The following is a 22,995-nucleotide window of genomic DNA, read 5'->3' as shown; positions in this document are numbered from 1 at the left end:
TCCATGGCCCGCATACTGCTCATCGAAGATTCGCCGACCGATACCGCGGTGCTGACGCGCCTGCTGGAGAAGCACGGGCATCAGGTGCTCGCGTCCGGCAGTGCCGAGGACGGCATCGAGGTCTGCAAGCGCGAACTGCCCGATCTGGTGCTCATGGACGTGGTGCTGCCGGGCATGAACGGCTTCCAGGCGACGCGCGCGCTCTCGCGCGAACCGACCACCAAATCCATCCCGGTGCTGATCGTCAGCACCAAGGGCATGGAGACCGATCGCGCCTGGGGCCTGCGCCAGGGCGCCAAGGACTACATCGTCAAACCGCCGAGCGAGGACGCCCTCATCGCGCGGATCGACCAGTTGCTGGGGAACGCCTGATGAACGGAGACGACATCGCCGTCGACGATGCCTCGACCGAACCGGCCGAACCGATGTACGTCGACGCCTTCGAGATCCTCGCCGGCTACGAGCGGCGCAGCCTCGCCCACGTCGCCGGTCTGCCGGAACAGCTGCAGGCCGCGGGCCTGTGGCGCGGCATCGGTTTCCGCGTCGGCCAGCGCCGGCTGGTCTCGAATTACGAATCGGTGGCGGAAATCCTCACCGTCCCGCAGATCACCCCGGTGCCCGGCGCGCAGAGCTGGATGCTCGGCGTGGCCAACGTCCGCAGCAACCTGCTGCCCGTGGTCGATCTCAAGCAATTCCTCGAAGGCGCGCGCAGCGTGCTGCACGAAGGGCACCAGAAGGTGATGGTGCTGCGTCAGCCCGGCGGCGACGTCGCCGTCACCATCGACGAACTCTACGGCCAGCGCTCCTTCATGGACGAGCAGCAGGTCGACGTGGACGCGCTCGCCGACGGCCGCTACACCGGCTTCATCGAACGCGCCTACCGCGTGGCCGACGACGTCTGGGGCGTGTTCAGCCTCGACCGTCTGGTGCGCACACCCGAATTCCGACACGCCGCCGTCTGACGGCGAACTCTTTCACTGCAACAGTTCAAAAAACAGATCGAGGCGAGACATGAGCACTCCGATGGATAACGTCGCCGGCAAAGGCCGCAGTCAGAGCACCACCCTGTGGCTGTGGGTCCTCGCCGTGTCGCTGGTCCTGTTCGGCCTCAATACGGGCTACGCCCTGTTGAAGACGCAGCGCTTCGGCGGCGCCAGCACGGCGGCTTCGAACCTGCAGGTGAACTCGCAGCGTCTGGCCAATCTCGGCCGGGAGGCGGTCAACGGAGACGCCGCGGCGTTCAAGGCCTTCAAGACCACGAAGACCCAGATCGAAAGCGACGTGAAGCTGCTCAACGACCGCTTCGGCAGCGCAGCCGGCGTGTCCGGACCGATCGGCACCGTCACCTCGACCTGGGTGCCGATGGGCAAGAGCGCCGACCAGATCATCGCTTCGGAAACCGCCGTGCTGGCGCTGTCCGACAACGCCAAGCGCTTCACCGACCGCGTCCCGCAGCTGCAGGCGCAGCTCGACGAAGTGGTGCGCGCGATGTCCGCCGGCGGTGCGCCGTCCTCGCAGATCTACATCGCGCTGCGCCAGGTGGTGCTGGCCGCATCGATGGCCCGGCGCGTCGCGGAAATCCGCGCCGGCGGCCCCGGCGCCGCGCTCGCGGGCGACGCGCTCGCGCGTGACGCCGGCGTGTTCGCCCAGGTGCTGAACGGCCTGCGCAACGGCGACCAGCCGATGAACGTGCAGAAGCTCACCAACGCCGCCGCGCTCGGCGCCCTGGGTCAGGCCAATACCCAGTGGGGCGAAATGAAGAAGGACCTGGACGCGATCCTGGCCTCGTCGCAGAACCTGTTCCGCGCGCAGTCCGCGGCCACCGAACTGACCACCGGTTCGACCCGCCTGCTGTCCGACAGCGAAAGCCTGTTCACCGCGTTCACCGCGTTCGGCTCGCTGCGCGACAAGAACTGGTTCGGCAACATCTGGGTCAGCATCGCCTCCGGTCTGGCCTCGCTCGCATCGATCGTGTTCCTGGTGTTCTCGCTGAACCGCGCGCAGCGCCGTCGCTTCGAGAGTTCGATGGAACTCAACAACCGCAACCAGGAGGCGATCATGCGCCTGCTGGACGAAATGGGTTCGCTCGCGGAAGGCGACCTCACCGTGAAGGCGACCGTGACCGAGGACATGACCGGCGCGATCGCGGACTCGATCAACTTCGCGGTCGAACAGCTGCGCAGCCTGGTGCAGACGATCAACGACACCTCGGTGCAGGTGGCGTCCAGCGCCCAGGAAACCCAGGCCACCGCCATGCACCTCGCGGAAGCGGCGGAACACCAGGCGCAGCAGATCAACACCGCCACCAGCCGCATCAACGAAATCGCGACCTCGATCAACCAGGTGTCGAAGAACTCCGCCGAATCCGCGGACGTGGCGCAGCGCTCGGTGGAAATCGCCACCAAGGGCGCGGGCGTGGTGCGGCAGACGATCGTCGGCATGGACTCGATCCGCGGGCAGATCCAGGAAACCTCGAAGCGAATCAAGCGCCTCGGCGAAAGCTCGCAGGAAATCGGCTCGATCGTGGAACTCATCAACGACATTTCCGAACAGACCAACATCCTGGCGCTGAACGCGGCGATCCAGGCGGCCTCGGCCGGCGAGGCGGGCCGCGGGTTCGCGGTGGTGGCCGACGAAGTGCAGCGACTCGCGGAACGCACCTCGAACGCGACCAAGCGAATCGAAGCGCTGGTGCAGACCATTCAGGCCGATACCAACGAAGCGGTGAGTTCGATGGAACAGACGACCTCAGAAGTGGTCGCCGGTGCGCGACTGGCCGAGGACGCGGGTACCGCGCTGGGCGAGATCGAAACGGTGTCGAACACGCTCGCGGGCCTCATTCAGGGCATCTCCAGCGCCGCGCAGCAGCAGTCCGCGGCCGCGACCGACATCACCCAGACCATGACCACGATTCAGTCGATCACCGCGCAGACCTCGCAGGGCGCGAACCAGACCGCCGAATCGATCGGAAACCTCGCGCAACTGGCGGCCGACCTGCGCCGTTCGGTCGCCGACTTCAAGCTGCCGGCCTGAGGCCGGATACGGGCGGAGCAGGCGAGATGATCCGAATGCCTATCGATCGTGAAACCGGGCGCCGCTGCGCCCGCGGAGGCGCACGATGACCGCGCTCCACGACGCGATCGAATACAGCGCGCTGGGCTGGGTCAAACCCGAGCTCGACGAAACCCTGCGTCTGGTGCGCGTCGAGATTGAAGGCTTCGCCGACGATCCGTCCGACACCAGCCGGATGCGCGTCTGCGCCGATCTGCTGCATCAGGTGCAGGGCACCCTGCGCATGGTCGAGCTGTACGCGCCGGCGATGGTCGCCGAGGAGATGGAACAGCTCTCCGTCGCGCTGCAGAACGGCCAGGCTTCCGACCGCGACGGCGCCTGCTCGGCGCTGATGCGCGGCGTGGTGCTGCTGCCCGACTATCTCGAACGCCTGCAGAGCGGCCACAAGGAAATCTCGATCGTCCTGCTGCCGATGCTCAACGAGCTGCGCGCCGCGCGCGGCGAGGCGGGCCTCAGCGAAAGCGTGCTGTTCAATCCGGATCTCGACCGGCCGCTGCCGGCGACGCTGCCCAAGGCGACGCCGCTGTCGCCCGCGGCGCGCGCGCATGAAGTCGCGCCGTATCTGGTCCGCCTGCGCGACGCGCTGCAGTCGTGGCCCGAACAGGGCCCGCCCGGCGACGCCGAGGGCCTGCATTTCGCGGCCGAAGCGCTGCTCGCCCGCACCACCGACGAATCGCAGCGGCGGATGCTGTGGGTGGCCTCGATGGTCGCCACCGCGCTGCGCGACAAGGCGATGACGTCGAGCGCCGGCCTGCGCCAGGCCTTCGCCAGCGTCGACCGCGAAAGCCGCGGCATCTTCCAGCAGGGCGGTTTCGACGCGCCGCGCGCCGACGCTGCGCTGGAGCCGACCCGTCAGCTGCTGTATCACGTCGCCCACAGCGATTCCGTGCATCCCGCGCTGTCGAAGCTGCGCGATGTCTTCGCGCTCGACGCGCTGAAGCCGACCGAATCCGAACTCGATCACGCCCGCGGCAGCGTCGCCGGCCGCAATCGTTCGCTGCTCGACACGGTCTCCGCCGCGATCAAGGAAGACCTGCTGCGGGTGAAGGACGAACTCGACCTGTACCTGCGCACCGGCAAGAGCAATCCCGCCGAACTGCAGCCGCAGGCGGAACGCCTGCAAAACGTGTCCGACACCCTCGGCATGCTCGGCCTCGGTCTCGCCCGCAGCCTCGTGTTGCAACAGCGCGAGGCGATGCAGGAGATCGTCGACGGCAAGCGCAAGGCCGACGAGACCGCGCTGCTGGAAGTCGCCGGCGCGCTGCTGTACGTCGACGCATCGCTCGACGACCAGGTCGCGCGTCTCGCCAGCGGCGACAGCGTCGATTCCGAGGACGACCTCGCCGGCGCCGAAGCGCGCAAGGTGCTGGACGTGCTGGTGCGCGAGGCGATCGCCAACTTCGCCCTCGCCCGGCAGGCCTTCGTCGCGTTCGTCGAAACCGCCTGGAGCCATGCCGAACTCGAACCGGTGCCGAAGCTGCTTCGCGACGTCTCCGGCGCGCTGAACATCCTGGAACTGCCGCAGCCGGCCCAGTATCTCGACGGCGTGCGGCTCTACACCGAAATCGAACTGCTGGAGCGCCGCCGCATTCCGAACGGCCGCCAGCTCGACACCTTCGCGGACGCGCTCGCCAGCGTCGAGTACTACCTCGAAGCGCTGCGCGAATCGCGCGCGAATCGCGACGACATCCTCGACATCGCCCGCAACAGCCTGGAAGCCCTCGGCTACTGGCCGCTGCCGGCCGAACGGCCCGCGGCGGCGCCCGTCGCCGTGCCCGCTGTCGAAATGCCCGCTGTCGAAATGCGTGCTGTCGAAACGCCTGCCGTTGAAGTGCCCGCAGTCGTCGAAGCGGCCGTTGTCGAAGTGCCCGCCGTCGAGCCTGTCGCCATCGAAGCCGCTGCCGTCGAGCCCGCTGCCGTCGAGCCCGCTGCCGCTGCACCCGCTGTCGTCGAAGCCGCCACCATCGCGCCTGTCGCGGAGACGCCGGCACCGGCAGCTCCGGTCGAGGCCAAGCCCTTCGTGCCGCTGTTCCTGCCGCCGCGCGAACCCGTGGCCCCGACGCCGACGCCGGTGCCCGTGGTCGAGCCCGTCGCATTCGCGCCGCCGGTCGAAACCGCGCCGGCTGCCGACGTCGTGCCGCCGGTCGAAGCCGTCGAAGCGCGTTCCGCGGTGGATGTGCTCACCGATGCCGAGCCGGCCGCACCGGCCGCGCCCCCCCCGGCGGCGCCGACCGCTGCGCCGGTTGTCGAGCCCGCTGTCGAGCCGGTCGCCGCCGGATTCGATGCCACCAGCGACGACATCGACGACGAAATCCGCGAAATCTTCCTCGAGGAATTCGAGGAGGAGATCGGCAACCTCGCCCTGCTGCTGCCGGCGTGGAAGGCCGATCCGAACAACATCGAGCTGCTGCAGCCGGTCCGCCGCGTCTTCCACACGCTGAAGGGCAGCGGTCGCCTCGTCGGCGCCAAGACCCTCGGCGAGTTCAGCTGGAAGATCGAGAACATGCTGAACAAGGTGCGCGACGGGCATCGCCCGGCGACGCCGCCGGTGGTCGCCATGGTCGATCAGGCCTATTCGACGCTGCCGCAGCTGCACGCCGCGCTGCGGGGCGAAGGCGGCGTGACCGTCGACCTGCGCGCGATGGAATCCTTCGCCGAGCGCATCGCCGGTGGCGAGGAAGTGATGCCGGTCATCGCCGCCATCGCGACCGCGCCGGCCGTCGTCGACACCGCGCCGGTCGAAGCGCCGTCGGTCGAAGTCGCGCCCGTGGTCGAACCCGTCGTGGCCGAAGCGCCGGCCGCCGTCGAAGAAGACGGCATTCCGGTCAGCGTCGACGCGATCCTGCTCGAAATCCTGCAGGCCGAAGTCGGTGGCCATCTGACCACCATCCACGGCTGGCTGGCCCGCGCGCGCAGCGCGCCGGTCGCGGCCGACGAACCGCTGGTCCGCGCGATCCACACCATGAACGGTGCGTTCGCGATGGCCGAAGTGCCGTCGATCACCGACGCGCTGACGCCTGCCGAAGGGTATGTGCACCGCCTGCTCGCCTCCGCCGAGGTCGCCGACGCCGAAGGTGTCGACGCCATCGGCGAACTGGCCGAGCGCGTGCGTGCGACGATTTCCGCGCTCACGGTGCAGGGCGGACGCGTGCCGCGCTGCGATGCGCTCTCCGCGCGTTTCGTGGCGCTGCGCGACAGCCTGCCGGATTCGCGGTCGGTCGGTGGTCTGGTCGAGGAACCGGTGGGTTTCGAGGACGGCGCGCCCGCATCGACGGTCGAGCAGCCGGTCGAGCTCACCGAGCTGGATCTGAGCGCCTACGGCCATTTCGATGCGACGCCGGACGCGCCCGCGACGGTGCGCGAGACCGCACGGGCTTCGGATTTCGGCCCGCTCATGCTCACCGCGGAAGACGAGGCGGAGCTTGCGCGCCTCCTGGGCCAGGCGGAGTCCGCACCGGTCGACACGACCGCGTCCGCGCTCGACGCGGTCGACGTCGATGCGCCCCAGGCGCCGGCCGATGCCGCGCTGCCGGCCGATCCCGACGACGCCGAGCGACTGCTGGCGCTGATGGAATCCTTCGAGGCCGAACGTCTCGAAGCGGAACGTGCTGAAGCTGCGCGTGCCGAGGCCGAACGGCTCGAAGCCGAACGTCTCGAAGCCGAGCGTGCCGTTGCGGCATTGCGCGAACGGGAACAGCAGGATTTCATCCGCATCGAGAACGAACGTCTCGAAGCCGAACGTCTCAAGGCCGAACGCCTCGAAGCCGAACGTCTCGAAGCCGAACGTCTCGAAGCCGAACGCCTCGAAGCCGAACGCCTCGAAGCCGAACGCCTCGAAGCCGAACGTCTCGAAGCCGAACGTCTCGAAGCCGAACGTCTCGAAGCCGAACGTCTCGAAGCCGAACGCCTCGAAGCCGAACGTCTCGAAGCCGAACGTCTCGAAGCCGAACGTCTCGAAGCCGAACGTCTCGAAGCCGAACGTCTCGAAACGGAACGTGCCGAAGCGGCTTTCCGCGAGCAGGAACTGCTGGATCTCATCCGGATCGAGGACGAACGCCTCGAAGCCGAGCGTCAGCAGGCCGTGCAGCGCGAAGCCGAGCTTCTGGAAGCCGAGCGGCTGCTCGCCGAAGGTGGCGAACCCGAACCGGCGGAACACGTCGAGTTGCCTGCGTTCGCCGATTTCGAGATTCCGCCCGTACTTGCCGAGCCCGCGCCGGTCGAACCCGCGCCTGTCGCCGCAACCGCCACGCAAACGTCGGTGGTGTCGGTGCTGCTCGCCCATTCGGCGGTCGTCGACCCGGACGATGCGCTCGAAATGGGCGACCTGGATGCCGATCTGGTCGATATCTTCGTCGAGGAAGGCCGCGACCTGCTCGATCACTCCGACCAGTTGCTGGTCCGGCTCCGCGAGAGCCCGGACGAGCGCGAAGTCATCGCCGGTCTGCAGCGCGACCTGCACACGCTCAAGGGCGGTGCGCGCATGGCCGGGATCATGGCCATCGGCGAACTCGGTCATGCGATGGAATCGCTGCTCGAAGCCGCAGCGGAGCATCGCCTGCAGCTCGGCCGCCAGGACATTCCGCTGCTCGAAGGCGGTTTCGATCGCCTGCATACCATGGTCACACGCGTCGGCGACCGTCGTGCGGTCGCGATGCCGGACGCGCTGATCGCGGCGTTCGACACTCGTGCCCTCGGCCATGCGCTCGAATCCGCGCCGGCCGCACCGCAGGTGCAGGTGGAGGACGCGTTCGACGACATCGAGTTCACGGCGCCTGCGGTCGAAACGCCCGCCGTCGAAGAAGCGGTTATCGAATCGCCGGCTGTCGAATCCCTTGTCGTCGAAGAGATCACGCTCGAAGCGCCTGCCGTCGAAGCGCATGCGGTCGAAGAGCATGCGGTCGAAGAGGCGGCCGTCGAAGCGCTGGCGCTTGAGGAGCTGACTCTCGAAACGTCCGCACTCGATCTGGTCGAATTCGACATGCCCGAAAGCGCGGCCCCCGTCGCGGACGCGCCTGCCGGTACCTTGGTCGACGAGATCGCGCTCGAAGATTTCGTGTTCGACGAAGAGATCTCGCTCGAAACGACGCCCGAAGCGGAGCGGTCCGTCGAACAGCCGCTCGCCGAGCAGCCGCGGGTCGAGTACACCCCTGTCGACGATGCCTTCGCCGATGTCGTGCTGCCCGTGCAGGAACCGGTGTCGAACGATGGCGATGCGGCGTTCGCGCCCGACGCCGCCGTCGGCGACGCGACGTCGTCCGCGCTCGATCTGCCTGCATTCGAACTCGAAGATTTCGAAGCGCTCCTCGCCGGAACGCCTGCGCGCGAAACGCCGGCGCTCGAGCCGGCGGCCATCGAAGCGCCGGCTGTCGAAGAACATGCGATCGAAGAGTCTGCTCTCGAAGCGCATGCCTTCGATACGGATGCGGTCGATGCGCTTGTCGTCGAAACGCCCGCTCACGATGCGCCTGCTCTCGAAGAAGTCGTCCTCGAAGAACCTGCCCTCGAACAACCGGCTCTCGAAGAGTCGGCCCTCGAAGAACGCGCTGTCGAAGAGCCGGCTGTCGAAGAGCCGGCCGCCGAAGAGCCAGGCATCGACCAGCCCGAAGTCGCCGACGTTGCGCAGTCTGCGTACACGCCGCCGGTCTTCGCACCGCTGCCGGGTCTCAAGCCGCTGTCGATGCCGATGGACTTCAGCGCCGGCGCGGACGACGACCTCGGTCTGCGCGGCACCCAGGAGCAGGTCCGCGTCCGCGCCGAACTGCTCGACCGCCTGGTGAACTACGCGGGCGAAGTCGCGATCTACCGTTCGCGCCTCGAACAGCAGCTCGGCGCGTTCCGCGGCGCCACGGCGGAAATGGAGCAGACGAATCTGCGTCTGCGCGACCAGCTCCGCCGCCTGGAGATCGAAACCGAAGCGCAGATCATCGCGCGCTATCAGCGCGAGGGCGAAACCCGCGACGCGACCTTCGATCCGCTGGAACTCGACCGCTTCTCCAACCTGCAGCAGCTCTCGCGCGCGCTCGCCGAAACCGCGACCGACCTGAGCAGTTTGCAGGGCACCCTCGACGACCTGACCCAGGGTTACGAAACCCTGCTGCTGCAGCAGTCGCGCGTGAGCTCGGAACTGCAGGAAGGTCTGATGCGCACCCGCATGGTGCCGTTCGACACCGTGGTGCCGCGCCTGCGCCGCGTGCTGCGACAGGCGTCCACCGACAGCGGCAAGCCGGCCCAGCTCAAGCTCGAAGGCGCCCAGGGCGAACTCGACCGCAACGTGCTGGAGCGCATGACCGCGCCGCTGGAGCACATGCTCCGCAACGCGGTCGCGCACGGCCTCGAGAAGCCCGGCATCCGCGCCCAGTCCGGCAAGCCGGAAGAGGGCGTGGTCACGCTGTCGATCCGCAAGGAAGGTTCCGAAGTCGTGCTGCAGATCAGCGACGACGGTCGGGGCCTCGACCGCAAGGCGATCCGCGAGCGCGGCGAAGCCCGCGGTCTCGTCCGCAAGGACGTGCCGCTGTCGAACACGCAGCTCGACGCGCTGATCTTCGAACCCGGCTTCTCCACCGCCGAGGAAGTGACCCGTCTCGCCGGCCGCGGCGTCGGCATGGACGTGGTCGCCAGCGAAGTGCGCCAGCTCGGCGGCACCATCGACATCCAGTCGGAGCTCGGCAAGGGCACGGTCTTCACCCTGCGCCTGCCGCAGACGCTGGCGGTCACCCAGGCGGCCTTCGTCCGCGTCGGCGAAACCACCTTCGCGGTGCCGATCGCCTCGGTCCGTGGCGTCGGCCGCATCCCGCGCGAAGCGCTCGCCAAGGGCGACGTCAGCAGCTACCGCTACGGCAACGAAGAGTACGTGCTGCACGATCTGGGCAGCCTGATCGGCCACGCGCCGGCCAAGGCCGAAGGTCAGTTGCAGATGCCGGTGCTGCTCACCCGTTCGGGCGACCTGCACGTCGCCGTGACCGTGGACCAGATCGTCGGCAACCGCGAAATCGTGGTGAAGCCGATCGGCCCGCAGGTCGCGTCGATCCCCGGCATCTTTGGCGCCACGATCATGGGCGACGGCAGCGTCGTCGTGATCCTCGACGTCGCGCCGCTGGTGCGTCGTCAGGCCGCGCTGCTGCCGGACGAGCAGATCGAGGAGGCCGCACCGGTCGAATCGCGTGCGGTGCCGCTGGTCATGGTGGTCGACGACTCGATCACCATGCGCAAGGTCACCGGCCGCGTGCTGGAGCGCAACAACTTCGAAGTGGTCACCGCGAAGGACGGCCTGGACGCGCTGGAACGTCTGGCCGAAGTGGTGCCCGATCTGATGCTGCTCGACATCGAAATGCCGCGCATGGACGGTTACGAGCTGGCGACGGCGATGAAGGCCGATCCGCGGTTGGCGAAGGTGCCGATCATCATGATCACCTCGCGCACCGGCGACAAACACCGCCAGCGCGCGATGGACATCGGCGTCGACCGTTATCTCGGCAAGCCGTACCAGGAGAACGAATTGATGCGCAACGTCTTCGGCCTGCTCGAAGCGGTGAGGTCCGATGCCTGATCAGGCCGCCATGGATGCCGCTCCGCGCGTCGTGCTGCTGGCGCGCGCCGGCAAGGCTGCGGACAACCTCGCCGAGGCGCTGCGCCAGGCGGGGGCAGCGCTGCTGTTCGCCGGCGATCCGGCGACCATCGACGAAGCCACGCTGCGCGCGCAGCGTCCGCAGGCGGTGCTGGTGGCGTTGGAACCGAGCATCGAACCGGCGCTGGACAAGCTCGAAGCGCTGTTGTCCGATCCCGATCTGACCGTGATCTTCGACGAAGCCGATCTCGCCGCGCACCGCGCCGGCTGGGATGCGGCGCGCTGGGCGCGTCATCTGGCGGCGAAACTGCGCCGCGACGGCAACGTTCTGCCGCCCGGCGCCGAGAACGATCAGGACTGGCAGCCTTCGCCGGGCGCCATTCCGAAGCCGGCCGCGGCCTACGTCGACGCCGATCTCGCCGACTTCGCGCGTGAAGCCGTGGCGCATGCCGATCGTGTCCCGGTCGACGGGACGCCGTCGGAAGCGCCGCCGGCGCTGCACGCCGCCGCTGCGGTGCCGATGGACGCCGCGCTGATCGATGCGATTCCGTCGGTGTCGGCGAGCGCGGTACCGCCGCCGTCGGTCGTGCCGCCTCCGCTGCCGCCGGCCGGCCTCGCACTCGAAGCGCTGGAAGCCGAACTGCGGGGCATGACGCCACCGGCGACGCCCGCGGCTTCGGACAGTCTCTCGTTCGACGATCTGGCGATCGAAGAAATTTCCCTGGACAGCGCTCCGATCGAGCGTGCGCGTCCCGAAAACATGCAACTCGAAAGCATGCAGCTGGACAGCATGCAACTCGAGAGCATGCAGCTCGACAGCATGCAGCTCGAACCGATCGCGTTCGACAACGAAGACAGCATCTCCCTCGATGCGATGTCGCTCGACAGCGTCGATGTCGACGGCACCACGTTCGAGAGCGTGTCGCTGGAGAGCGTGCAGTTGGATGGCATGCAGTTGGACAGCATGCAGCTCGCGCCGCTCGCGCTCGACGATGTGCCTTCGGAGCCGACGTCCGATCTCGCGCCGATGCGTTTCGACGACGATGCCTTCTTCCTCGAAGAGCTGTCGGCGACGCGCGTCACCACTGAGACCTCGTCCGTCGCCCCGATCGCCTTCGACGACGGCTTCGATGGCGGCCTGTCGCTCGATGCCTTCGAGATCGAAGACGCGACGCCGTCGGCGCAGAAGCCGCGCGTGGTCGAAGAGGTGATCTCCTTCGAGGATCTGATCGCCGGCGGCGCGACCGCCGCGCAGGACGTTCCGACCTCAAGCGTCGCGATCGTCGAACCGCCTCGCCAGGCGCCCGTCGAACCGGCCATCGGTTTCTCGCTCGGCGATCTGTCGCTGACGCCCGTCGACGAGGCGCCGGCCGCGGTCGAAACGCCTGCGAAGTCGCCTGCGCCCGCGCCGGATCTCTCGGCGCTCGAAGCGCGCATTTCGGGCTTGTCCCTGGTCGATATCGACGACGGTTCCGCCGATGCCTCGTCGCCGTTCGGCGCGTCCCTCGCCTGCGGCATCGTCCTGGTCGAAGCCGGGCTGGGCGGTCCGGACCCGGTGCGGCAACTGCTGGCCGCGCTTCCCGCCGAATTCCCGGCGGTGGTGCTGGTCCGCCTGCATCTGCAGGGTGGCCGCTACGATCGTCTGGTCGCGCAGATGGAACGCGCGTCCGCGCTGCCGGTCGCGCTTGCCGAAGCCGGCGCCACCGCGAATCCCGGCACGATCTATTTCCTGCCCGAAGGCATCGGCCTCGCCGCGCGCGGCGCCAGTTTCGGATTCGTCGCCGATCCCGCGCCGGCCGCCGGCATGTTCGCCGCGCTGCCGCCGAAGAACAGCGCGCTGGTCTTCCTCAGCGGCAGCGATCCGCAGCTCGTCGATGTCGCGCAGGCCACCGCCGCGGCCGGCACGCTGGTGATCGCGCAGTCGGCCGAAGACTGCTACGACGGCACCGCCTGCGCCGAACTGCGCGCCCGCGGCGTCGTCTCCGCGCTCCCCGTCGAACTCGCCGGCCGGCTCGCATCGCGCTGGCCGAGCTCGCGCTCCGATTGATCGCATTCCAACGAGTACCGCCGTGAACAGCTCCGCTTCCCACAGTGCGAACGTCAACGATATCCGAGGCGTCCTGATCCAGATCGCGGGTTCGCAGCTGCTGCTGCCGAACGCCGCGACGGTCGAAGTGCTGTCCTACGCCGATCCCGATCCGGTGGACAACGCGCCGGCGTGGCTGCTCGGCCAGATCCGCTGGCGCGGCTGGCGCCTGCCGCTGGTCTCGTTCGCGCGGCTGGCGGGCACGCATACCGAAGGCGCGGCCGTCGGCAACAAGGTGATCGTGCTCAAGGCCCTCGGCGGCGATCCCAAACTGCCGTACTTCGCGCTGGTGGCGCAGGGCTTCCCGCGCCTGGTCACCATCACCCGCGACAACATGATCGTCGACAGCGCGCACCTCGAAACGCTGCCCGACGGCATCCGCCTGCGGGTGATGTTCAACGACGACGTGGCGCTGGTGCCGGATCTCGACGTCGCCGAGAAGATGATCGCCGACGTGCTGCGTCCGGCGGCGTAACCGCGCTTCTTGTAGGAGCGACGCAAGTCGCGACGGATTGCGGCTAGCCTGATGGTTACCCGGTCGCGCCTCCCGGCGCTCCTGGAAAAGCGAAACGGTCTCGACTCGATCGGCCATTCCGCTGTTGAAAACCCGAAGAGCGTCGCGACTTCCGTCGCTCCCACAGGGGCTTCGGTCTCGATCGTTAGCCACGGTCGAACAGGCGCCAGTTCGCCTACAGAAGTTCGCTTACAGATCCCCGAATCGCGCCTGCATCGCCGCGATCGCGGCCAGCCCTGCGGTTTCGGTGCGCAGCACGCGCGGGCCGAGGCGCAGTCCGCTGAAACCGTGCTGCTGCAGCACGACGCGATCCTTCTCCGACCAGCCGCCCTCGGGGCCGATGCCGATCACCACCGTGCCCGGCGGTCGCGCCAGGGTCTCGAAGCGGTGTTCGCCCTGCGGATCGAGCGTGAGCTTCAGCGCATCGGCGTCCAGCGCCGCCGCGGCCTCGGCCAGCGCGCGCGCCGGCGACACGTCGGGAATGCGCGCACGGCCGCTCTGTTCGCAGGCCGCGACCACGACGCTGCGCCAGTGATCCATGCGCTTCTGCAGGCGGTCGCCGTCGAGCCGCACTTCGGTGCGGTCGGCGAACACCGGCGCGATCGCTTGCACGCCCAGTTCGGTGGCTTTCTGCAGGATGAGATCCATCTTCTCGCCGCGCGCGATGCCCTGCAGCAGCACCATCCGCAGCGGCGATTCGTTGTCGACGATGCGCTCGCCGACGATTTCGGCCTCGACGCCGCGCTTGTTCGCGGCCAGCAGGCGCGCGTCGCAATCGCGGCCATCGCCGTTGAACAGCACGCAGGCCTCGCCTTCGCGCAGACGCAGCACGCGGACCAGATGCGCGCCGGCGTTTTCGGGCAGGACCACGCGCGCACCGGGCAGCAGCGGCTGATCGACGTAGACGCGGGTCAGGCGCATCGGGCGGCTTCCTCGATGGAGGCATGAGTGGCGTCGGCGAGCAGCGCGAGCTGCGCATCGTCGACGCAGTAGGGCGGCATCCAGTACAGCACGTCGCCGAGCGGCCGCAGCAGCACCCCGCGATCCAGCGCCGCGCGATACATGCGCAGGCCGCGGCGACCGGCGATCTCGACCGCATTGCCATCGTCGGCGTTCTCCGGTTCCGGCCGCAGTTCGATGGCGAGGATCATGCCGGTCTGTCGCACCTCGGCCACCAGCGGATGCGCGGCGAACGGCGCGGCCAGTGCGGCCATGGTCGCGGCGGTGTCGCGATTGCGCGCGATCACGTCGTCCTGCTGCAGGATGTCCAGCGAGGCCAGCGCCGCCGCGCAGGCCAGCGGATTGCCGCTGTAGCTGTGCGAATGCAGGAAGGCGCGTTCGCGCGAATCATCGAGGAAGCCGTCGTAGATCTGCTGCGTGGCCAAGACCGCGCACAGCGGCAGGAAGCCGCCGGTGAGGCCTTTCGACAGGCACATCAGATCGGGCTGGACCCCGGCCTGTTCGAAAGCAAAAAGAGAGCCGGTGCGGCCGAAGCCGGTCGCGATCTCGTCGGCGATCAGGAACACGCCGTGCGCGTCGCACAGGTCGCGCACGCGCTTGAGGTACACGGGATGGTGCATGCGCATGCCGCCTGCGCACTGCACCAGCGGTTCGAGGATCAGCGCGCAGACTTCGCCCGGATGCGCATCGAGCAGGCGGGCGAGGGCATCGGCGGCGTCCTCGGCGCGCGCCGCCGCCGCGCGGGCATCGGCGGTGCCGAAGGCGTCGGGCGTCGGCGCGAACAGCACGTCCAGCAGCAGCGGCGCGTAGACGCGGCGATACAGCGGGATGTCGCCCACCGACAGCGCGCCCACGGTCTCGCCGTGATAGCTGTTGGTGAGGGCGACGAACTTCGTGCGTCGCGGTTCGTCGCCGCGGTTGCGATACCAGTGGAAGGCCATCTTCAGCGCGACTTCCACGCCGGCCGACCCGTTGTCGGCGTAGAAAACCTTGGCCAGCGGCGCCCGCCCGGGCTGGCGCGGCGCCACCGCCAGCAGGCGTTCGGCCAGCTCCACCGCCGGCGCATGCGAAAAGCCGGCCAGGATCACCTGTTCCAGCGTGCGCGCCTGACGGGCGATGGCCTCGGCGATGCGCGGTTCGGCGTGGCCGTGGAGGTTGGTCCACCAGCTGCTGACCCCGTCGAGGGTGCGGCGGCCATCGTGGCCGACCAGCCATGCGCCGTCGCCGCGCGCCACCGGCAGCAGCGGCAGGGCGTCGGGGTGCTCGCGCATCTGCGTGCAGGGGTGCCAGAGCACCGCGAGGTCGCGCGACCGCCAATGGTCGGCGTCGTTTATCATCGGGGCATGCCTGCTCATCCCATCGTTCATCCCTTCATTATGGCTCGCTGCGCGGGTGCGCCGTGAGCCGTCCGCTGCCGATCGTCCATGCCGTGCGCCGCCGTCAGGGTGATCCCGGGCGCGTGATCGAGGAGCTGGATCTCGAATTCAGCAACGGCGAACGCCGCTGCTATCACCGCGCCCCCGCCATCGGTCACGGCGCGGTGATCGTGGTGCCGCTGCTCGACGACGACACCGCACTGCTGATCCGCGAGTACGCGGCCGGCACGCACCGCTACGAACTCGGACTGGTGAAGGGCAAGATCGATCCCGGCGAAACGCCCGAGGAGGCCGCCGATCGCGAGTTGAAGGAAGAGGCCGGCTACGGCGCGCGTTCGCTCACGGTGCTGCGCCGGATCAGCCTTGCGCCGACCTACATGGGCCACGAGACCGTGCTGGTGCTGGCCCGCGATCTGTACGAAGAACGGCTGCCCGGCGACGAGCCGGAGCCGCTGGACGTGGTGCCGTGGCGGCTCGATGCGCTGCACGAGCTGATCCTGGACGACGCGTTTTCCGAAGGGCGTTCGATCGCCTCGCTGTTTCTGGTCAGGGAGTGGTTGCGTCATGCCGACATTGCTCGATGAATCGATCCGCGAAGGCGTGATCGCCCTCGCCGCCGCCGCCGCCGCCGACATCCTCCGCATCTACGAACATCCCTTCGACGTCGACCACAAGGCCGACGACAGCCCGTTGACCGCCGCCGATCTCGCATCGCACCGGCGCATCGTCGATGGCCTGCAGGCGCTGACCCCCGACATCCCGGTGCTGTCCGAGGAGTCCGCGGAACTCCCCGCCGCGGAACGCCGCCGCTGGTCGCGGCTGTGGCTGGTCGACCCGCTCGACGGCACCCGCGAGTTCGTGAAGCGCAACGGCGAGTTCACCGTCAACATCGCCCTGATCGAGGACGGCGTGGCGACCTTCGGCGTGATCCAGGCGCCGGTGACCGGCGTGCTGTGGTGGGGCGATCCCGCGCACGGTGCGTATCGTCGCGCCGACGGCGGCGAGGTCGCGCTGGAAACGCGCACGCCGGCCGAAGCGCCGCTGCGCGTCGCCGCCAGCCGCTCGCATCGCGACCCGCGCACCGAGGCGTTCATGGCGAAGATGGCCGCCGACCGCGGCGAGCTGGAAGCGATCGGCGTCGGTTCGTCGCTGAAGTTCTGCCGCGTCGCCGAGGGCGCCATCGACGTCTATCCGCGCTTCGCGCCGACCAGCGAATGGGACACCGCCGCGGGCCAGGCGATCGTCGAAGCCGCCGGCGGCGTCGTGCTCGATCCGCAGGGCCGCCCGTTCCGCTACAACCAGCGCGACACGCTGCTCAACGGCGATTTCGTGGCGCTGGGGGATCCGCAACTGCCTTGGCGGGACTGGGTGTGATCCCGGTGTTTTCCGTCGCCGGTAGAGCGGCCTTCAGGCCGCTGCTCTTTGCATCCGCAATCGATCAGCGGCCTGAAGGCCGCTCTACCGGGGTGTCGTGATGCATTCGTGGGAGTTGGCGCATGTCTGAGACCGATCCAACCGACATCCGGCGCCTCCTCGCGATCATGGCCCGCCTGCGCGACCCGCAGGGCGGGTGTCCGTGGGATCTGAAGCAGACCTTCGCCACCATCGCGCCGTACACCGTCGAGGAGGCCTACGAAGTCGCCGACGCCATCGATCGCAACGATCTCGACGACCTGAAGGACGAGCTCGGCGATCTGCTGTTTCAGGTCGTGTTCCATGCGCGCATGGCCGAGGAACAGGGCGCGTTCGCGTTCGCCGATGTCGTCGCCGCGATCAGCGACAAGATGGAGCGCCGTCACCCGCACGTGTTCGCGGGCATGAGCATCGCCGACAGCGATGCGCTCAACGCGATGTGGGACGCCGAGAAGAAGAAGGAACGGCTGGCGAAACATGCGGCGCAGGGGCATGGCAGCGCCGTCGACACATCGGCGCTGGCCGGCGTCGCCCGCGGCCTGCCGGAATGGCAGCGCGCGGTGAAGCTGCAGAAGAAGGCCGCGACCGTCGGGTTCGACTGGCCGGGTCCGGCGCCGGTGATCGAGAAACTGAAGGAAGAACTGGACGAAGTCCGGGTCGAGTTCGATGCCCTGGCCGCGGCGCCGGGCGATGCCGCGGTGCGCGACCGGCTGGAGGACGAACTCGGCGATCTGCTGTTCGTCGCCGCGAATCTGGCGCGGCATGCGAAGGTCGATCCGGGCGCGGCGATGCGTCGCGCCAACCACAAGTTCGAGCGCCGCTTCCGCGCGATGGAAGCGATGGCCGCCGCCGACGGCGTGCAACTGGAGGACCTGTCGCTGGCCGACCAGGACGCCTATTGGCATCGCGCCAAGGCCGCGGAGCGGAGCGGGGCATGAACTGCTGGCGCCATCGCGACCGCGTCGCGGTCGGCGTCTGCACCGCCTGCGGCAAGGGCCTCTGCAGCGAAGCCTGTGGCCACGACGACGGCGCCATCGGCCTGCACTGCGACGAGGCCTGCGCCGCGCATCTGCGTCGCCGGGGGGCGCGCGGCGATGCGCCGGTGGGCGTGGTCTGGTCGATGCTGCTGGTCGCGCTTGGCCTCGCGCTGTTGTACTACGGTTGGCATCAGACCGAGTGGTCGCTGAGCGTCCCGAACCTGCTCGGTATGTTGTTCCTCTGGTACGGTGTCGTCCTGCTGCTGCAGCGTTTCGCGCAACGACGCGCGCCATCGCCCTGACGGGAGGGGCCCATGTCCGGATTTTCGAGCTTCCGCGAGTTCTATCCGTTCTACCTCGGCGAACACCACAACCGCACCTGCCGGCGCCTGCATTTCGTCGGCACCAGCCTGTCCATCGTCTTCATCGTCACCGCGATGCTGCGCGACAACGCCTGGTGGCTGCTGGCCGCGCTGGTCAGCGGGTACGCCTTCGCGTGGGTCGGCCATTTCTTCTTCGAGAAGAACCGCCCGGCGACGTTCAAATATCCGTTCTATTCGTTTGCCGGGGATTGGGTCATGTACAAGGACATCCTGATCGGAAAAATCAAGTTCTGACACTTCGCGCCAGAATCCTCCCGCAAATCGCACCCGCGTAGGCTGGCGCTGAGCGCAGCGAAGCCCAGCGCTTCGACCGGCGACATGCTCGTGACGCTGGGCTTCGCTGCGCTCAGCGCCAGCCTACGGCCGTGGCGCGCGACGCGGCGTTCGCCTCACTCCATGAAGATCAGCCACGCGGCCACGACGATCAGGCCGAAGCCGGCCCAGTGGTTCCATTTCAGCGGTTGATCCAGGAACCACGTCGAGAAGCCCGCGAACACCAGCAGCGTGATCACTTCCTGCATGCCCTTGAGCTGCGGCGCCGAGTAGTACGCGCTGCCCCAGCGGTTCGCCGGCACCATCAGCAGATACTCGAAGAAGGCGATGCCCCAGCTGGCGGCGATGACCACCGGCAGCGGCGAGCTTTTGTATTTCAGATGCCCGTACCAGGCGAAGGTCATGAAGACGTTGGAGCACAGCAGCAGGGCGATGGGGGTCAGGCGTTCTATGGCGAAAGGCATGGCAGCGTCGGCATTGGGTGTCGTGCGATGATGCGCGGAGCCGCCGGCTTCGCCAAGGCGGCCCCTGCCAAGGCCGGCGCCCCGCTTCGCATCCATCACGGGAACTCCCGTGCGCGCCCTGTGTCAACCCCGGTGCCGCCCGAGCGTTCATACCCTCCACCTCCGACCCGCAGCCCCCATGTCCCCATATCGCAAGACCGGTTCGCGCATTCCCCGTTTCGTCATCGTCTCGATCGCCCTCGTGGCGGTGGTGGCCGCGCTGTGGTTCTGGAAAGGCAGAGGCGGTGGCGACGATGAACAACGGTTCCGCACTGCCGCGGTGGAGCAGGGCGACATCCGCGTGGCGATCTCCGCCACCGGCACTCTCGGCGCGCTGTCGACGGTGGACGTGGGCAGCGAGGTGTCCGGCAAGGTCGAGGAAGTGCTGGTCGACTTCAACGACCGCGTCCGCAAGGGCCAGGTCATCGCCCGCATCGACCCCAGCACCTTCGAGGCCCAGATCGCCCAGGGCGATGCCAGCATCGCCAGCGCCCGCGCCAGTCTGGCGACCGCGCAGGCCACGCTGCGCAACGCCGAACTGGCCTACAGCCGCAACCGCGAACTGGCGGCGCAGAAGCTCGTCGCCCGCGGCGACCTCGATCAGGCACTGGCCGCGCGCGATCAGGCCCGTGCGCAGGTCGCGCAGGCCGAAGCCCAGATCCGCCAGCAGGAAGCCTCCACCCGCAACGCGCGCCTCAACCTCGGTCGCACGGTGATCTATTCGCCGGTCGACGGCGTGGTGCTGAACCGTTCGATCGAGCCGGGCCAGACCGTGGCCGCCAGCCTGCAGGCGCCGGTGCTGTTCAAGATCGCCGAAGACCTGTCGCGGATGGAGATCGTGCTGGCGGTGGACGAATCCGACATCGGCCAGGTCAAGCAGGGGCAGACGGTCAGTTTCACCGTCGACGCCTTCCCCGACCGCCAGTTCCGCGGCGAAGTCAGCCAGGTGCGGCTGTCGGCGACCAACACCAACAACGTCATCACCTTCCCGGTGGTGGTTGCGGTCGACAACGCCGATCAGGCGCTGCTGCCGGGACTCACCGCCAACGCCGAGATCGAAGTCAGCCGCCGCGACGGTGTGCTCAAAGTGCCGAACGCGGCGATGCGCTTCAAGCCGCCGGTGGACCCGGCCGCGACGCCCGAAACCCCGCAGCGCGGCGGCGGCATGACCGAAGAACTGCCGGCGATCGCGGCGACGCTGAAGCTCGACGCCGCCCAGCAGGCCGCCTTCGACGACGCGCTGGCGAAGATGCGCGAACGCATCGCCGCGCGCACCGCGACGCCGCCCCAGGGCCAGACCGGCGGCAGCGCGCTGTTCGGCCGGATGCCCGGCGCCGGCGGTGGCCAGGCGCCGCGCGGGGGCAACGCCAGCGGTGCGATGCGCCAGCGGATGATGGAGCGCTTCAACCAGCAGTTCGGTGCGTTCCGCGCCGCGCTGAACGACGATCAGCGTCGCGAGTGGGACAGCGCGATCAATGCCCTCGTCGGCGCGCGCCGCGCTCCGGTCTACGTGCTCGCCGACGGCAAGCCGAAGGCGGTGACGGTGCGGGTCGGCGCATCCGACGGCAGCAGCACCGAAATCATCGGCGACTTCAAGGTGGGCGACGAAGTGATCGTCGGTCTGCAGACGGCGGAGCCTGCGAAGTGAGTGCAGCGCTCCGCCCGCATGAAGCGCTGCGGACCGGCGCGACGCATCCGGTGATCGAAACCCGCGCCCTCGGCAAGGTCTATTCGGCCGGCAGCGAAGCCGAAGTGGTGGCGCTGAAGAATGTCGATCTCAAGATCGGTCTCGGCGAGTTCGTCGCGATCATGGGGCCGTCCGGTTCCGGAAAGTCGACGCTGATGAACCTGATCGGTTGCCTCGATACGCCGACCTCCGGCGTCTACCTCTGCGACGGCGTCGACGTCGCCACGCTCGATGCGGAAGAGCGCGCGATGCTCCGCCGCGACAAGATCGGTTTCGTGTTTCAGGGCTTCAATCTGCTGTCGCGGATGAGCGCGCTGGACAACGTGGCGATGCCGCTGAGCTATGCGCGGGTGCCGCCGGCCGAACGCCGCCGCCGCGCCGCCGAGGCTTTGGCCGCGGTCGGCCTGGGCGAACGCATGCAGCACCGGCCCAGCGAACTGTCCGGCGGCCAGCAGCAGCGCGTGGCGATCGCGCGCGCGCTGATCCAGCGCCCGCCGATCCTGATGGCCGACGAACCCACCGGCGCGCTCGACACGCGCACCGGCCAGGAGATCCTGGCGTTGTTCGAACGTCTGCGAGGCGAGGGCCACACCATCATCCTGATCACCCACGATGCCGAAGTGGCCGAACACGCCGATCGCACCTGCGTGATGCGCGATGGCGAGCTTCACGACGGCGTGCCGCCCGCGACGGAGACATCGGCATGAGCCCGCACGATCCGGGCACGCCCGCACCCGGCGGATTGACCCTGCTCGAAGTGATGCGCACCGCGACCTTCGCCCTGCGCGGCAATTGGCTGCGCAGCGCGCTGACCTCGCTGGGCGTGATCATCGGCATCGCCGCGGTGATCGTGATGGTGTCGGTCGGCCAGGGCACCCAGGCCGAGATCGAGAAGCTGGTGTCCGGGCTCGGCTCGCAGCGGCTCGACATCAACCCCGGCGCCGGCCGCGGCATGGGCGGCGTGCGCATGAGCGCCAGCAGCTTCTACACGCTGAACGAGGACGACATCGACGCCATCCGTCGCGAAGTCGGCGGCATCCAGTACATCAGCGGTGTGCTGCGCGGCGGCACCCAGGCCGTGTACGCCGAGAACAACTGGTCCAGCAGCTGGTACGGCGTCGAGCCCGACTGGTTCGAGATCAACGGCTGGGAATTGGCCAGCGGCCCGGGCTTCGAAGCCGGCGATTACAGCGGCGGCGACAAGTCCGCGATCATCGGCGAAACCCTGCGCCGCGAGCTGTTCGGCGACGAGGAAGCGGTGGGTCAGACCCTGCGCCTCGGCCGCGTGCCGTTCACCGTGGTCGGCGTGCTGAAGTCGAAGGGCCAGGGCGGTTTCGGCCAGGATCAGGACGATCTGATCGTGATTCCGCTCGACACCGCGCGTCGTCGCATGTCGAGCAACGCGTCGCTGCCGCCCGGTGCGGTGCAGCAGATCAGCGTCGGCGTGGCCGATCCCGACGGTCTCTCGAACGCGCAGGCCGAGATCGAAGCGCTGCTGCGTCAGCGTCACAAGATCCAGCCGGGCGAGGAGGACGACTTCAACGTCCGCAATCTCGCCGAGATCGTCAGCGCGCGCACCCAGACCACGAAACTCATGTCGTGGCTGCTCGGCGCGGTGGCCGGCATTTCGCTGATCGTCGGCGGCATCGGCATCATGAACATCATGCTGGTGTCGGTGACCGAGCGCATCCGCGAGATCGGCCTGCGCATGGCGGTGGGCGCGGGACCGCGCGACATCCGCCGCCAGTTCCTCGCCGAAGCGATGCTGATCTCGCTGATCGGCGGCGTGGTCGGAATCGCCCTGGGCGTGGTCGGCGCGCTGCTGGTGAGCAAGGTCGGCGCGCTGCCGGTGGCGCTCAACAGCCAGGTCATCGGATTGGCCGCAGGCTTCTCGATCGCGACCGGTTTGTTCTTCGGTTATTACCCGGCGAGCAAGGCGGCGAAACTCGATCCGATCGAAGCGTTGCGGCAGCAGTAAACCGGTTTTGGCATCGCGGCTCGGCCGCTTTGCCGCACAGGTTGCCGAAGCCCCTTGTAGGAGCGCCGGGAGGCGCGACGGGCGACGGCCTGTCTATCCGCTCCCTGTCGCGCCTCCCGGCGCTCCTACAGGGATGGCTCCTGACGACGTGGCGGACCGGAGTCCGCCACGTCTGCCTGCCGATCTTCAAGGACTCGGCAAGCGTGTCA

16 protein-coding genes and 3 pseudogenes are annotated in these 22,995 nt (G+C 68.6%); 16 read left to right on the top strand and 3 right to left on the bottom strand.

Translation table 11 applies throughout. The features are described from left to right. Positions 1-3: 3 nt before the first annotated feature. The 8 genes and pseudogenes from ABD974_RS03295 to ABD974_RS03270 all read left to right on the top strand — a co-directional run bounded on the left by ABD974_RS03295 (position 4) and on the right by ABD974_RS03270 (position 13,197). Positions 4-372 (top strand): response regulator, encoded by a 369-nt coding sequence (locus tag ABD974_RS03295; protein ID WP_345301824.1) that lies wholly within the window; start codon positions 4-6, stop codon positions 370-372. Positions 373-425: 53 nt separating this feature from the next. Then, positions 426-962 carry a chemotaxis protein CheW gene (locus ABD974_RS03290; RefSeq protein WP_345301963.1) on the top strand — a complete coding sequence of 179 codons (537 nt, stop codon included), beginning with the start codon at positions 426-428 and terminating at the stop codon, positions 960-962. 49 nt (positions 963-1,011) lie between these two features. Further along, a complete protein-coding gene (locus ABD974_RS03285) occupies positions 1,012-3,033 on the top strand; it encodes a methyl-accepting chemotaxis protein (protein ID WP_345301823.1) in 2,022 nt (673 codons plus the stop codon). 85 nt (positions 3,034-3,118) lie between these two features. Next, positions 3,119-4,813: pseudogene (locus tag ABD974_RS19495) on the top strand (FimL-related protein); the annotation flags it as partial. A 45-nt stretch (positions 4,814-4,858) separates the two neighbouring features. Continuing rightward, positions 4,859-7,687 (top strand): annotated as a pseudogene (locus ABD974_RS19490) (Hpt domain-containing protein); the annotation flags it as partial. Between the two features lie 1,053 nt (positions 7,688-8,740). Next, positions 8,741-10,618: pseudogene (locus ABD974_RS19485) on the top strand (response regulator); the annotation flags it as partial. Beyond that, positions 10,611-12,683, top strand: a complete 2,073-nt coding sequence (locus tag ABD974_RS03275; RefSeq protein WP_345301821.1) for a chemotaxis protein CheB — start codon at positions 10,611-10,613, stop codon at positions 12,681-12,683. The pseudogene ABD974_RS19485 and the gene ABD974_RS03275, both read left to right, overlap by 8 nt. A gap of 22 nt (positions 12,684-12,705) precedes the next feature. Beyond that, positions 12,706-13,197: a chemotaxis protein CheW gene (locus tag ABD974_RS03270; RefSeq protein ID WP_345301820.1), complete on the top strand. Its 492-nt coding sequence runs from the start codon at positions 12,706-12,708 to the stop codon at positions 13,195-13,197. Positions 13,198-13,425: 228 nt separating this feature from the next. Here the strand turns inward: ABD974_RS03270 and ABD974_RS03265 are convergent, their stop codons facing one another. Together ABD974_RS03265 and bioA are read right to left on the bottom strand one after the other, a co-directional pair. Further along, a complete protein-coding gene (locus ABD974_RS03265; protein ID WP_345301819.1) occupies positions 13,426-14,157 on the bottom strand; it encodes a 16S rRNA (uracil(1498)-N(3))-methyltransferase in 732 nt (243 codons plus the stop codon). After that, a complete protein-coding gene (gene bioA, locus ABD974_RS03260) occupies positions 14,148-15,533 on the bottom strand; it encodes an adenosylmethionine--8-amino-7-oxononanoate transaminase (protein WP_425562621.1) in 1,386 nt (461 codons plus the stop codon). The genes ABD974_RS03265 and bioA overlap by 10 nt, the downstream gene beginning before the upstream one ends. 62 nt (positions 15,534-15,595) lie before the next feature. On the opposite strand from bioA, the gene nudE reads away from it, so the two are divergent. From nudE to ABD974_RS03235, 5 genes are all read left to right on the top strand, one after another. Next, on the top strand, positions 15,596-16,156 hold the full coding sequence (nudE, locus tag ABD974_RS03255; protein ID WP_345301817.1) for an ADP compounds hydrolase NudE: 561 nt from the start codon (positions 15,596-15,598) through the stop codon (positions 16,154-16,156). Then, on the top strand, positions 16,137-16,946 hold the full coding sequence (cysQ, locus tag ABD974_RS03250) for a 3'(2'),5'-bisphosphate nucleotidase CysQ (protein WP_345301816.1): 810 nt from the start codon (positions 16,137-16,139) through the stop codon (positions 16,944-16,946). The genes nudE and cysQ overlap by 20 nt, the downstream gene beginning before the upstream one ends. Before the next feature lie 122 nt (positions 16,947-17,068). Then, the gene (mazG, locus tag ABD974_RS03245; RefSeq protein WP_345301815.1) at positions 17,069-17,923 is read left to right on the top strand and encodes a nucleoside triphosphate pyrophosphohydrolase; all 855 of its coding nucleotides are present in this window, start codon (positions 17,069-17,071) and stop codon (positions 17,921-17,923) included. Beyond that, positions 17,920-18,264, top strand: coding sequence for a hypothetical protein (locus ABD974_RS03240; protein WP_345301814.1), 345 nt, complete (start codon positions 17,920-17,922; stop codon positions 18,262-18,264). The genes mazG and ABD974_RS03240 overlap by 4 nt, the downstream gene beginning before the upstream one ends. A 12-nt stretch (positions 18,265-18,276) precedes the next feature. Further along, positions 18,277-18,579, top strand: a complete 303-nt coding sequence (locus tag ABD974_RS03235) for an Mpo1-like protein (protein WP_345301813.1) — start codon at positions 18,277-18,279, stop codon at positions 18,577-18,579. 155 nt (positions 18,580-18,734) lie between these two features. Here ABD974_RS03235 and ABD974_RS03230 read toward each other — a convergent pair whose 3' ends face one another. Next, complete coding sequence (locus ABD974_RS03230; RefSeq protein ID WP_345301812.1) at positions 18,735-19,082, bottom strand: DMT family protein; 348 nt, start codon at positions 19,080-19,082, stop codon at positions 18,735-18,737. Positions 19,083-19,260: 178 nt separating this feature from the next. Between ABD974_RS03230 and ABD974_RS03225 the strand changes: the two genes are divergently transcribed. The 3 genes from ABD974_RS03225 to ABD974_RS03215 are packed head-to-tail and all read left to right on the top strand — an operon-like array spanning position 19,261 to position 22,786. Continuing rightward, the gene (locus ABD974_RS03225) at positions 19,261-20,769 is read left to right on the top strand and encodes an efflux RND transporter periplasmic adaptor subunit (RefSeq protein ID WP_345301811.1); all 1,509 of its coding nucleotides are present in this window, start codon (positions 19,261-19,263) and stop codon (positions 20,767-20,769) included. Continuing rightward, a complete protein-coding gene (locus ABD974_RS03220; RefSeq protein WP_345301810.1) occupies positions 20,766-21,515 on the top strand; it encodes an ABC transporter ATP-binding protein in 750 nt (249 codons plus the stop codon). Before ABD974_RS03225 ends, ABD974_RS03220 begins: the two co-directional genes overlap by 4 nt. Beyond that, on the top strand, positions 21,512-22,786 hold the full coding sequence (locus ABD974_RS03215; RefSeq protein ID WP_345301809.1) for an ABC transporter permease: 1,275 nt from the start codon (positions 21,512-21,514) through the stop codon (positions 22,784-22,786). Before ABD974_RS03220 ends, ABD974_RS03215 begins: the two co-directional genes overlap by 4 nt. Positions 22,787-22,995 lie beyond the last annotated feature (209 nt).

Source organism: Lysobacter hankyongensis (assembly GCF_039543145.1).
In the GTDB taxonomy this organism is placed as follows: domain Bacteria; phylum Pseudomonadota; class Gammaproteobacteria; order Xanthomonadales; family Xanthomonadaceae; genus Lysobacter_I; species Lysobacter_I hankyongensis.
This window is presented reverse-complemented; position numbering and strand designations above follow the sequence as displayed.